The following is an 11,317-nucleotide window of genomic DNA, read 5'->3' as shown; positions in this document are numbered from 1 at the left end:
ACGGCGTTCCGGATCGTGCAGGAGGCGCTGACCAACGTCTCCAAGCACGCCGCGACGGAGACCGCGCACGTGCGGCTGGCCTACGCCGACTCCCGGCTGCAGATCACTGTCAGCAACGACGGACCGGCCCTCGACCCCGCCCCCGCCCTGCGGAAGGGCCCCGGCTTCGGCGTCATCGGCATGCGCGAACGCGCCCACTCCATCGGCGGCGAGCTGTGCGCGGGCCCCCGCCCCGAGGGCGGCTTCGAGGTCACCACCGCGCTGCCGCTCCAGCCCTCCGCCGTCCGAGAAGCCGCCCGAGAAAGCGACACACCATGACCGTCCGGGTACTGCTGGCCGACGACCAGGCCCTGCTGCGGGCCACCTTCCGGATCCTGATCGACTCCTGCGACGACATGGAGGTGGTCGGCGAGGCGTCCGACGGCAAGGAGGCCGTCGAGCTCGCCCACGCCCACCACCCCGACATCGTCCTCATGGACATCCGCATGCCGGGCACGGACGGTCTCGCCGCCACCTCCGCGATCTGCGCCGACCCGGACCTGGCCGACACCCGCGTCCTCATCCTCACCACCTTCGAGACCGAGGACTACGTCGCCCAGGCGCTGCGCGCCGGTGCCAGCGGCTTCCTCGGCAAGGACGTCACCGCCGACACCCTGCTCGCCGGGCTGCGCACCGTCGCCTCCGGCGAGGCGCTCCTGTCACCCGGCGCCACCCGCACCCTGATCACCCGCTTCCTCACCTCCCCCGCCCCCGGCACCCAGCTGGCGCCCCCGGAACGCCTGGCCGACCTCACGGTCCGCGAACGCGAGGTGATGGCCCTGGCCGCGGAGGGCCTCTCCAACACCGAGATCGCCGACGACCTCACGCTCAGCCCGTTGACGGTACGCACCCACATCCACCGGGCCATGACGAAACTGGCCGCCCGCGACCGCGCGCAACTGGTCGTCATCGCCTACCAGACGGGCCTCGTACGGGCGGCTCCGCCCGGCAACTGACCAGGGCGGCGGTCTCTAACGGGCGGTCTCTAGCGGGCCGTCTCCGCGGTCCAGGTGATCCGCGGGGGTTCCACCCGTGCGCACACCGGGTCGCCCGAGGAGTCGGTCAGGCCGAGGCGTCCGACCAGCAGGCCGTCGCGGGCGGCGGCGGCGAGCACCTCGGCGGGGATGACGTCGAGCATGAGCTTGGCGCGGCGGAACATGGTGAAGACGCCCGCGTCGTCGACCGTGCCCCAGGAGAGGTAGATGAAGCGGCGGCCCAGCCGGTCCTGCACGTAGGGGCCCTTGACGTCCGTGCCCGTCGGCGAGGAGTCCGCGATGCATTCCAGGGTCCAGGTCGCGGAGGGAGCGTCGCCGGGCTGTGGTTCGAGCAACTCGGCCGGGCGGTCCCGGCGTTGTACGGCGACGTGGACGTTGCCGTACACGGGAGCGTCGGCGTTGGCCGGGGCGGGGGGCCGGCAGGTGCGGCCGGGAAGGTCGGTCGCGTCGATACGGATGCGCATCCCCTCATCATCCGCCGGTCTTCGGTCTTGTCGCCCGCCCGTCGCGGACTCCGCCTCACCCGGGAACATCGGGCTCGTACTCGTTCCGCCCCCACTCGGAGTCACCGAGCGGATACTCGTACGCGGGCCGCCCCACGTTCCCGCTGGTCCGGAAGGGCTTGCCGTGGTCGTCGACGCGTACGGTGCCCTGCTCGTCGCCGCTGGACCAGTCGAGTTCCAGGTACCAACTGACGTTGTGCGCCCGCGCGTCGGCGAAGACGTAGAAGACCTCGGGGTCGGACTCGCTCACTTTGTACGGGAAGTCGCGCTGCCCGGCCTTGGGGGAGGTCGCGGGCCGCCCGGCGTCGAGGTCCACGCCGAAGGACGTGGTATCGACACCGCCACCGCACCCGACGCCCATCGAGAAGTCGTTCCAGGCCAGGGGAGCGCTCTTCTCCACCACCCGCACGTGCAGTGCCTCCAGGACGACGGTCGCCTTCCCCGTGCCCTGCACGGTCAGCGCGAGCATCTGCTCCCCGGCGGCGACCCCGCCGAGCGCGCTGACCCACCCGCGCGCGTCCGGCTCGGACGGTGGCGGCGGTACCTGCTCGGGCTTCTGGTCGACCAGGTAGTGCTGGCTGCACGGGCTGTCCCACTTGTACGGATTGACGGCGACCGTGGGCGCCGTGGCCCCGTCCTCGGAACCACCGCCCCGCGCCGCCCCGGCACCGCCGCTCCGGGAGGTGGAGACGGAGGGGGCGGGCGAGGTGGACGCGGAGGTGGAGGCGGAGGCGGAGGCCGAAGCCGTCGGGCGGGCGCTGCGTGAGGCGGACGGTGAGACCGAGTGGCCCTTGGTCCCGGCCGGTTGGGCGGCGGCCCCCACGGACTGTTTCCCGCTCCGGTCGTCCTCGCCCCCGCCGGGCACGAGGTTCACCAGGAGCGCGGCCGAGACGCCGACGGCGACCACGGCGGCGGTGGCCAGGAGGACGGCACGTCGGCGCCGGGGCACGGGAGCCACGGGAGGGAGGGCGCGCTCGTCGTCACGGCGCTCGTCGGCACGAGGTTCCTCGACCCCGGGTTCGGCCACCCCGGGTGCCTCAACCCCGGGTTCGTCCACCCCGGCTTCGTCCACCCCCTGCTCGCCCTCGGGACTCCCGTCAGCCGCGGCTTCCGCGGGAGTTCCGGCCGCCTTCTGCCCCCGCAGGGCGTCCGCGAGGATCCACCGCCGATGCAGCTCCACCAGTTCCTCGGGCGTCGCCCTGCACACCCGTGCGAACCGCTCCACGGGCGCGTAGTCCGTCGGTACGGCGTCCCCGTTGACGTACCGGTGAAGCGTGGACGCACTCGTGTGCAGCCGCTTCCCGAGCACCCCGTAACTGAGTCCGGACCGTTCCTTCAACTGGCCCAACAGCTCCGAGAACTCACCCCCGGCCATCGTTCCTCCGTCTCCCCGCGTCCCGGACCATCGTTCCAGGAGGTGGTCATTCCCCCAGGTCAGCGCTGTTGCAGGCGTTCCAGCGTTCCGGATGTCCCGCCAGGTGTGGCGGCCGGGACGGATCACCGCACAAGCTCTGGACATCCAAGCACGCCGCTCCCGGCACCCGGCCGGGCGGCCCACGCCAACACCCGTAACACATCAGGGGAATCACATGTCTGCACGTACCCGTCGCACCCACCTGCTCGCCGCCGTCGCCCTCACGGCCGTCACTCTGACTCTGACGGCGTGCAGCGACGGGCAGGGCACCCGCGACGAGGGTGCTTCGACGGTGTCCACGTCCGCGTCCCAGAAGAGCGGGGAGTCGTCCACGGAGACGGAGCAGGTCGCCGCCGCCGGCTCGAAGGGCACCGCCGGCTCCACCGGCTCGACGGGCACCTCCGGCTCCGCCAACGCCTCCAACTCCTCCGGTTCCACCGGCGTCTCGGGCTCCAAGGGATCCAAGGGCACCTCGGCTGCGAAGGGTTCCTCCGGCTCGGACAGCTCGAAGTCCCTCTCCGCCCCCTGCACCAGCGCCTCCACCAGGGTGACCGCCACGCCGGTCTCCCGCCCGCTGAACCACCTGCTCCTCACCGTCACCAACACCGGCTCGAAGAACTGTGACCTCGTCGGCTACCCGGCCGTCCAGTTCGGTGAGGCGCAGTCCGTCCCGCCGGTGTTCGAGGACTCCAAGCCGCAGGCCGTGGTCACGCTGGCGCCCGGTGAGTCGGGGTACGCGGGCGTCCTTCTCGCGGCAGCGGACGGCAGCGGCTCCAACGGCTACACGGCGAAGACCCTCGCGGTCCACTTCAACGACGGCGCGGCCTCCGCCAAGCCGTCGCTCCCCGCGAAGGGCGTGTACGTCGACGACTCGATCGGTGTCACGTACTGGCAGTCCACCATGGCCGACGCGCTCACCTGGTGACGCCCCATCAGTTTGGTCGGGCCGGCCGCTCGTAGTCCGGGATCGGCGGGGTACCCGCGCGAAGTAACCGCGGGTGATCCGTCGATTCCGAGGAGGTACGTGCCGTGCGCGCCTTCAAGCGCTGGCTCGACCGAAGTCTGACCGCGCAAGCCGTCCTGGTCTTCCTGCTGGGCCTGGGGATCAGCGCCCTGCTCCGCCGGGACGACCATCCCGTCCTGTGGGTGATCCAGTCAGCGATCTACACCGGCATCGCCATCGCGTTCGTGGCCGTACGGCGGCGGAGGATCAGCCGTGCGGTCGGCACCGACGCGGGCGGTATCGAGGAACTCAACCGCAAGATCCGGCACCGCGAGGTGCCGAGGGATCCCGAGGAGCGGGCGACCATGCGACGGCTGGTCGCCGAGCAACTGGGTCAGATGGAGCGGGGCGGCCGCTGGCTGCCGTACTGGCTGGGCTTCATGGGCCTGGTGGCGCTCGGCCTGGTCGTCCTCGGGGCTTTCACCGACTCGCTGATCTTCCCGATCGTCTTCGCGGTCGCCGTGGCCGGGTTCTGTTACGGGGTCCTCCGGACGCGCCGCCGCGCCCTGCGCCTCCTCCGCGACATGCGCTCAGCCCTGCGGAACCAGAACGAACGGGTGGCGTGAGCCGCGCACCGGGTCGGGCTCCGGCAGCGATCACGGGAGCCGTGGGGGCAAGCGACTCGGCGGCTCAGCCCAGCGTGTCCATCAGGGCGGTGACATAGGCGTCCAGCCGTTCCTCCACGGCTCGCGTGGTCAGCTCGGTCCGCCCGGCCTCCCGCCACGGCCGGGACACCGCCCGCACTTCTTCCGAGAACGCCAGCGCGTCCCGCACCATCCAGTACAGCCGCTCGCTCCGGGTCGCGGCCAGAACCCCGCCGGCCTCCTCGTACGCCTCGGCGAACCGCAGCCCCCACGCCGGGCCGTGCAGCAGCGCGAGATTGGCCGCGCAGTGCGCCACATCGAGATCCGCCGGGCCCCAGGAGGTCGCCGCCCAGTCGACGACGCCGGTGATCCGGGCGTCCGCCGGCCGTGCGGGCTCCACCTCGAACAGCACGTTGCCGGGCTGGAAGTCCCGGTGCAGGAACCGCCCTTCACGGGGCGGTGGGGGCCTGCGGATCACATCGATCGCCGCGGCCCACACCGTCGCGTCGGCGCCCTCCGGAACGACCACGGTGTCGGCGGTCGTCAACGTCACGTACGGCAGGGGCCGTTCGGTGGGTCGCACCGCGTGGATCGCCACGAGTTGCCGGGCCAGCAGCGGGGCGCGCGCCTGAAGTCCCTTGTCGTCGAGGGCTGTCCGGCCCGCCAGATGTGTCATGAGCAGCGAGGGTTGCTCGCAGTGCGCGGCGGTGGGATCGACCGCGACCAGTTCGGGAGCCGCCACGCCGGTCCCCGGGAGCAGGGTCGCGCGCCCGACTCCCTGTACAGCGCCTGCTCGGCGTGCTCCACGTCGACGTAGGTCCGCAGCACCAGGTGACGGGTGTCTCCGTCCCGCGTGCCGATGGTCAGCCTGCGCATCTCGGCGGTGATGCCGCCGTGCAGCGCCTCGGTCCTGACGATGCGTTCGCCGGCCTTCAGGTACCGGCTCACCCAGGCCAGGGTCGACGGCCGGACAGCCGCCGTCTCGTGGTGGTCGGTCACCGTGCCACCCCTCCTCTTCCGCGCCGCGTCGCCCTGCCCCAGGGTCCGCTCACCCCAGGCGACGGACGTCCTCCAGATACCGCAGGACCGCGGCGACCCGGCGGTCCACCTGGTCGGCGGGGGACAGGTCGAGCTTGGCGAAGATGCTGCGGATGTGCTTGTGGACGGCCCCGTCGGTGACGACGAGCCGTTCGGCGATGGCCGTGTTGCCCAACCCCTCGGCCATCAGGGCCAGTACGTCCCGCTCGCGCGGACTGAGCCGTTCCAGCCGGGGGTCCTGGCGGGAGCGGGTGAACAGCTGCGCGACGACCTCGGGGTCGATGGCGGTGCCGCCGTCCGCCACCCGGTGCAGGGCGTCCAGGAACTCCTCCACCCGCCCGACGCGCTCCTTGAGCAGATAGCCGAGGCCGGTGACCCCGCCGCCGAGCAACTCGGTGGCGAAGCTCTGCTCGACGTACGCCGACAGCACCAGGACGGCCAGGTCGGGACGTCGGCGCCGGGCCTCGACCGCCGCGACGATCCCCTCGTCGGTGTGCGTCGGCGGCATCCGTACGTCGAGGATGGCGACGTCCGGTTTGTGTACGTCGATGGCGTCCAGCACCCCGTCCGGAGTGCCGGCGGTGGCCACCACGTCGAGGCCTTCGGCCCGCAGCAGCAGGGCGAGCCCCTCACGCAGCAACGGGTCGTCCTCGGCTATCACGATCCGCAGGACACGAGCGTCACGATCCACAGGGAAGGTCCACTTCAAGGGTTGTCGGGCCGCCCGGCGGGCTGGCCAGGGTGAGGCTACCGTCGAGCGCCGCGACCCGGCGGCGGATACCGGTGAGCCCGGAGCCGCCGTCTTCGTCGGCACCACCCCGGCCGTCGTCCTGCACGCGCAGGCGCAGTCGGCCGCCGTCGCCGCGGGCGGTGACGGTGGCGTGTGCGGCGCCGCTGTGCTTGGCGATGTTGGTCAGGGCCTCGGCCACCACGAAGTAGGCGGTCGCCTCGACGGCGGCGGCACACCGTGCGGGTACGTCCACGTCGACCCGGCAGGGCACCGCGCAGTTGGCGGCCAGGCCGGACAGCGCGCCGGCCAGTCCGCGGTCGGCGAGCACGGGGGGCAGGATGCTCCGGGAGACCGTACGCAGCTCCGCGAGGGCCTGTTCGGCGGCCAACTGGGCGCGTTCGAGGAGTTCGTCGGCACCGGCAGGGTCGCGGGCCACCATGCGTCGGGCGGCGCCCAGCAGGACGGTGACGCTGACGATGCGGTTCTGGGTACCGTCGTGCAACGAGCGCTCGATACGGCGCAGTTCGGTGGCGTGGGCGTCGAGCGCGGCGGCCCGGGTGGCCGTCAACTCCGCGACCCGCAGGGAGAGATCGACGTCGGGACCGGCGGCGAGGAGCTGCCTGCCGGGCCGGGCCTGCAGCCGGGCCATGCCGGGTGCCAGCCCGAGGATGATGATGACCCAGCTCAGGCCCAGCAGCGCCACCGCGAGGGCGTCGGGCCAGGAGTGCGCGGAGCCCATCCCCAGGGACGTGGCGGTCGTGTCCCCGGGCAGCAGCTTCCAGTACAGCGGAAAGGCGCTGTCCCGCACGGCCAGGATCGGCAGCAGGACACCGAGCAGCCCCAGCGGGAGCCCCAGGGCCGCGTGCCGGGCCAGCCAGCGCAGTTCCCGTCGGGTGGTCGGGTCGACCAGGGCGGGACGCAGCCGGGTCGGTGGGGGCTGCGGGGCGACGACCTCCGGGCCCCAGCGGGCCAGCCGTACGCGTTCCCGTCCGGCCAGGGCGTGCAGCGCCCGCAGCACGGCGGGCGCCAGGAGCAGTCCCACCCCGGCCAGGCTCGTCACGGCGGCGACGGCCGTGCAGAGCAGCACCAGCAGGGCGAGCAGGGCCGTGTTGAGTCCGGACGCGAGCTGTCCGATCGCGGTGCCGGCGGCGCTCAGGGTGCGTACGGCGATGTCCTTGACGTCCGCGCCCCGGTCGGCTGCGGCGGTGACGGCGCTGTCCTCGTGGGTTGCCATCCACTCTCCCTCGGTCGCGAACGACCCTATGTCGGAGCCCGGTTGGCGGGTGGCTGGGCGGCCGGGAAGTACAGCCTGCTGTACCTGGACCGGGTCGGCTGCGGGATCGGCCGCGAGGGGTGCTGATCCATAGCGTCGGTGACGACGGCGAGGACCGCACACGGACCACATACGGACCGACCGCGGACCGACGCGCACGGACCACATACGGACCGAACGCGGACCGACGCGCACAGCCGCACGCCGACCGGACCAGGACCGCCCAGAGCACGGGAGACCCCATGACGAACACACCTGCCGAGTCCGGCCCCCTCACCCGGGGGGACATAGCCCGCACGCTCCTGTGGATCGTGGTCGTGCTCAGCGCGGTCGCCAACATGGCCGCTTCGTTCGGCGGTGCGAACACCTGGGTGCACCTGGCCTTCGGTGCCCTCACCGTGCTCTGCGGCGGGGTCCTCGTCGTGCGCGGACTGCGGGGCCGTCGATGAGCGCCATCGCCCTCGCGGACGTCAGCAAGGAGTACCCGGGAGGCGTACGCGCCCTGGACCACGTGTCCCTGACCGTGGACCGCGGCACGTTCCTCGCCGTGATGGGGCCCTCGGGCTCCGGCAAGAGCACGCTGATGCACTGCGCCGCCGGGCTGGACACCCCGACCTCCGGGAGCATCCGCATCGACGGCCGGGAGATCGGCGGCCTGAACGAGACCCGCCGTACCGAACTGCGCCGGGAACGCGTCGGGTTCGTGTTCCAGGCCTACAACCTGATCCCGTCGCTCAGCGTCGAGGACAACATCACCCTGCCGCTGCGTCTGGCGGGACGCACCCCCGACCAGGACTGGATGCGGGCCCTGGTGCGGCGGGTCGGTCTCACCGACCGGCTGACCCACCGGCCCACCGAACTCTCCGGCGGCCAGCAGCAACGCGCCGCGGTCGTACGGGCGTTGGTGACCAAGCCGGCCGTGGTGTTCGCCGACGAACCGACCGGAGCGCTGGACCTGCGCTCCGCCCACGAGGTCCTCGACCTGCTGCGGGACCTGGTCGACGACCTGGACCAGACGGTCGTGATGGTCACCCACGATCCGGCCGCCGCGGCCCGCGCCCACCAGGTGCTGGTGATGGCCGACGGCCGGGTGGTGGAGGCCCTCGACAAGCCAACCGCCCCCGAACTGGCCCACCGTCTCGTCGAGTTGGGAGAGGTGTGAGCGTCGTGTTCCCTCTCGCGATACGCATGGCCGGGCACCGGATCACCGCGCTGATCGCGGTCGCCTGCGCGGTCCTCGGCGGCGCCACCCTGATCACCGGCACCGGAGTGCTGGCCGAGTCGGGTCTGCGCTCCCACCTGCCGGCCGGCCGCCTGGCCGGTGCGGACGTCGTGGTCGCCGCCGACCAGATGATCCACCCCAGTGGCGACCTGCCGATCGCGCTCCCGGAGCGCCGCCGGGTCCCCGCCCGCCTCGTCTCCGAACTGTCCGGGCTGCCTGGCGTCGAGGCCACGGTCGGCGACATCGGCTTCCCCGCCGCCCTCGTCGACGCTCGCGGCCAGGTCGTACCGACCGCGGACCCCGCCTCCGCCGGGCACGGCTGGTCCTCGACCGGCCTGCTGGACGCCCCGAGGATCGACGGCGGCGAGCCCACCGGTTCCGGCGAGGTCGCCGTGGACTCCGCCACCGCCGCCGCGGCGGGCATCCGGGTCGGTGACCGGGTCGAGGTCGTCGTGGGCGCCCGGCCCGCCGCTGGTTACCGGGTCTCGGCGGTGGTCGACGCCCCGGGCGCCGGGATTCTCTTCGCCGACCCGACGGCCCGGCGACTGTCCGGCCGGGCGAAGGGCGACGCCGGGCCGCGGGCCGGCACCGTCGACCTGATCGGCCTGCGTACCGCGCCCGGCGCCGAGGACAAGGTCGCCGCGGAGGTACGTACGAAGCTCACCAAGGGCGCCGGGCTGGTGGCGGTCACCGGCGCGGACCGCGGAGACCTGGTCGCGCCCGGCGCGGGCGCGTCCCGTTCGCTGCTGATCCTCCTCGCCTCCTCCCTCGCCGGGATCGTCCTGCTGATCACCGGATTCGTGACGGCGAGCGCGCTGGCCGTGTCGGTCGGCGGGCAGCGCCGCGACCTGGCGCTGATGCGGGCCGTCGGGGCGACCGGGCGGCAGATCCGCCGGCTGGCCGCCGCCCAGGCCACGGTCATCGCGGCCGTGGCGCTGGTACCGGGTGTGGCGCTGGGCTACCCGCTGGCCGGGCAGTTCCGCGAGCTGCTGGCCGACCGGGGGGTCGTCCCGCCCGAACTGCCCCTCACCTACAGCCTGTTGCCCGCCGTCGCGGCGATCCTGCTGATGGCCCTGACGGTGCAGCTGTCGGCCCGGGGCGCGGCCTGGCGGATCTCCCGCAGGCCGGCCACCGAGGCGGTCGCCGAGTCCCGCAGCGAACCCCGTGACCCGTCGAAGGCCCGTACCAGCGCCGGACTGCTGGTCATCCTCGCCGCGATCACCATGTCGGTCCTGCCGCTGTTCTCCCGCACCGTCATCGGCGCCACCGGCACCTCCATGGCGGGCATCGTCGGCGCGATCGGCCTGGCGCTGGCCGGCCCGGCCCTGGTCCGGGGCGTCGGAGCCGCCGCGTCCCGTCGTACCCGCTCCGGCGCCTCCGCCCCGACCTGGCTGGCGATGTCCAACGTCCGCGCCTACGCCCTGCGCAACGCCGGGATCGTCAGCGCCCTGGCCATGGCGGTCATTTTCGTCCTGACCTACACCTTCGCCCAGACCACCGTGCTGGCCGCCACCGCGCACGACACCCGCGCCGGCACCCTCGCCCAGCAGCGCCTCAGCGCGCCGCAGCTGGGCGGCCTGCCCGACGGCACCCTGGCCGCCGTACGCGAGACCCCCGGCGTACGGGCGGCGGCCCCCGTGGGCGAGACCACCGTCGCGTGGACGTACGACGAGTTCGGCGAGCCGACGACCGAGGCGGGCTCCGCGATGATCCTCACCCCGGGCGCGGCGGACGTCCTGGACCTCGACGTACGGGACGGCAGCCTGAGCGGCCTCACCGGCGCCACCGTCGCCGTCAGCGACGATGCCGCCCGCTCCCGCGGGGCGGAGCTCGGCAGCAGGGTGAGCCTGGTCCTGGGTGACGGCGCCCGGGTCGACGCGAAGGTCGTCGCCGTGTACGGGCGCGGCCTCGGCTTCGGCACGGTCGCCCTCTCCCACGACCTGGCCGCCGGACACACCACGACCGGACTCGACCAGTCCGTCCTGGTCCGCACCGACGGCACGGACACCGCCCGCCGGCACCTCACCGCCCTGGCCGAATCCCGCCCCGGCCTGACCCTCGAGGACACGGAGCCCGCCTCCGTGGGCGGCCTGAAGGACGCCCCGCCGGAAGTGTGGATCAACCTGGCGACCATCGTGGTCCTGCTGGTCTACCTGCTGCTCAGCATCGCCAACAAGCTCGTCGCCGCCACCGCACAGCGGGGCGTCGAGATGGGCGCCCTGCGACTCAACGGCACCACCCCGCGCCAGATCCGCGCGATGATGCGCCGGGAGGCCGCGGTCACCGCCGCCACCGCCCTCGTCACGGCCGTGCTCCTGTCCGCTCTCCCCCTCGCCCTGCTGGGCCAGGGTTTCCTCGGCCGCCCCTGGCCGTCCGGCCCGGTCTGGCTGCTGCCCGCCCTCGCCCTCACGGTCACGGTCACGGCCTTCCTCACCACCGAACTCCCCACCCGCCGGGCCCTGCGCACCCCGCCCGCCGACGCCATCCGCGCCCAGTGAGCCGGGTGGGTGACCGTG

11 protein-coding genes and 1 pseudogene are annotated in these 11,317 nt (G+C 73.3%); 7 read left to right on the top strand and 5 right to left on the bottom strand.

Annotated elements, in window-relative coordinates; translation table 11 throughout:
- Together ABZ027_RS36175 and ABZ027_RS36170 are read left to right on the top strand one after the other, a co-directional pair.
- Nucleotides 1-318, top strand: a 318-nt coding sequence (locus ABZ027_RS36175) for an ATP-binding protein (RefSeq protein WP_356775974.1), incomplete at its 5' end; no start/stop codon positions are given.
- Nucleotides 315-995 (top strand): response regulator transcription factor, encoded by a 681-nt coding sequence (locus ABZ027_RS36170; RefSeq protein ID WP_356775972.1) that lies wholly within the window; start codon nucleotides 315-317, stop codon nucleotides 993-995. The genes ABZ027_RS36175 and ABZ027_RS36170, both read left to right, overlap by 4 nt.
- Before the next feature lie 29 nt (nucleotides 996-1,024).
- Here the strand turns inward: ABZ027_RS36170 and ABZ027_RS36165 are convergent, their stop codons facing one another.
- Together ABZ027_RS36165 and ABZ027_RS36160 are read right to left on the bottom strand one after the other, a co-directional pair.
- Nucleotides 1,025-1,498: a DUF5990 family protein gene (locus ABZ027_RS36165; RefSeq protein ID WP_356775970.1), complete on the bottom strand. Its 474-nt coding sequence runs from the start codon at nucleotides 1,496-1,498 to the stop codon at nucleotides 1,025-1,027.
- A 55-nt stretch (nucleotides 1,499-1,553) separates the two neighbouring features.
- Nucleotides 1,554-2,912 carry a helix-turn-helix transcriptional regulator gene (locus tag ABZ027_RS36160; RefSeq protein WP_356775969.1) on the bottom strand — a complete coding sequence of 453 codons (1,359 nt, stop codon included), beginning with the start codon at nucleotides 2,910-2,912 and terminating at the stop codon, nucleotides 1,554-1,556.
- Nucleotides 2,913-3,126: 214 nt separating this feature from the next.
- On the opposite strand from ABZ027_RS36160, the gene ABZ027_RS36155 reads away from it, so the two are divergent.
- Both ABZ027_RS36155 and ABZ027_RS36150 read left to right on the top strand, forming a co-directional pair.
- Nucleotides 3,127-3,876 (top strand): DUF4232 domain-containing protein, encoded by a 750-nt coding sequence (locus ABZ027_RS36155; RefSeq protein ID WP_356775967.1) that lies wholly within the window; start codon nucleotides 3,127-3,129, stop codon nucleotides 3,874-3,876.
- 104 nt (nucleotides 3,877-3,980) lie between these two features.
- The gene (locus tag ABZ027_RS36150; RefSeq protein WP_356775965.1) at nucleotides 3,981-4,520 is read left to right on the top strand and encodes a hypothetical protein; all 540 of its coding nucleotides are present in this window, start codon (nucleotides 3,981-3,983) and stop codon (nucleotides 4,518-4,520) included.
- Between the two features lie 64 nt (nucleotides 4,521-4,584).
- Here ABZ027_RS36150 and ABZ027_RS36145 read toward each other — a convergent pair.
- The 3 genes and pseudogenes from ABZ027_RS36145 to ABZ027_RS36135 all read right to left on the bottom strand — a co-directional run bounded on the left by ABZ027_RS36145 (nucleotide 4,585) and on the right by ABZ027_RS36135 (nucleotide 7,540).
- Nucleotides 4,585-5,537: pseudogene (locus ABZ027_RS36145) on the bottom strand (aminoglycoside phosphotransferase family protein).
- A gap of 49 nt (nucleotides 5,538-5,586) precedes the next feature.
- Nucleotides 5,587-6,246 carry a response regulator transcription factor gene (locus ABZ027_RS36140; RefSeq protein WP_356775978.1) on the bottom strand — a complete coding sequence of 220 codons (660 nt, stop codon included), beginning with the start codon at nucleotides 6,244-6,246 and terminating at the stop codon, nucleotides 5,587-5,589.
- A 10-nt stretch (nucleotides 6,247-6,256) separates the two neighbouring features.
- Entirely contained in the window at nucleotides 6,257-7,540 is a 1,284-nt protein-coding gene (locus ABZ027_RS36135) for a sensor domain-containing protein (RefSeq protein ID WP_356775963.1), read from the bottom strand.
- 281 nt (nucleotides 7,541-7,821) lie between these two features.
- Here ABZ027_RS36135 and ABZ027_RS36130 point away from each other — a divergent pair, with 281 nt between their 5' ends.
- Genes ABZ027_RS36130 through ABZ027_RS36120 form a run of 3 tightly spaced genes read left to right on the top strand, consistent with a single transcriptional unit; the run spans nucleotide 7,822 to nucleotide 11,299 of the window.
- Nucleotides 7,822-8,028, top strand: a complete 207-nt coding sequence (locus ABZ027_RS36130; RefSeq protein ID WP_356775961.1) for a hypothetical protein — start codon at nucleotides 7,822-7,824, stop codon at nucleotides 8,026-8,028.
- Nucleotides 8,025-8,741 (top strand): ABC transporter ATP-binding protein, encoded by a 717-nt coding sequence (locus ABZ027_RS36125; RefSeq protein ID WP_356775959.1) that lies wholly within the window; start codon nucleotides 8,025-8,027, stop codon nucleotides 8,739-8,741. The genes ABZ027_RS36130 and ABZ027_RS36125 overlap by 4 nt, the downstream gene beginning before the upstream one ends.
- Before the next feature lie 5 nt (nucleotides 8,742-8,746).
- Nucleotides 8,747-11,299 (top strand): FtsX-like permease family protein, encoded by a 2,553-nt coding sequence (locus ABZ027_RS36120; protein WP_356775957.1) that lies wholly within the window; start codon nucleotides 8,747-8,749, stop codon nucleotides 11,297-11,299.
- Nucleotides 11,300-11,317: the final 18 nt, after the last annotated feature.

The organism is Streptomyces sp. NPDC006332, assembly GCF_040612855.1.
In the GTDB taxonomy this organism is placed as follows: domain Bacteria; phylum Actinomycetota; class Actinomycetes; order Streptomycetales; family Streptomycetaceae; genus Streptomyces.
The sequence above is the reverse complement of the archived record's forward strand: the minus strand, read 5'-3'. Positions and strand labels throughout refer to the sequence as shown.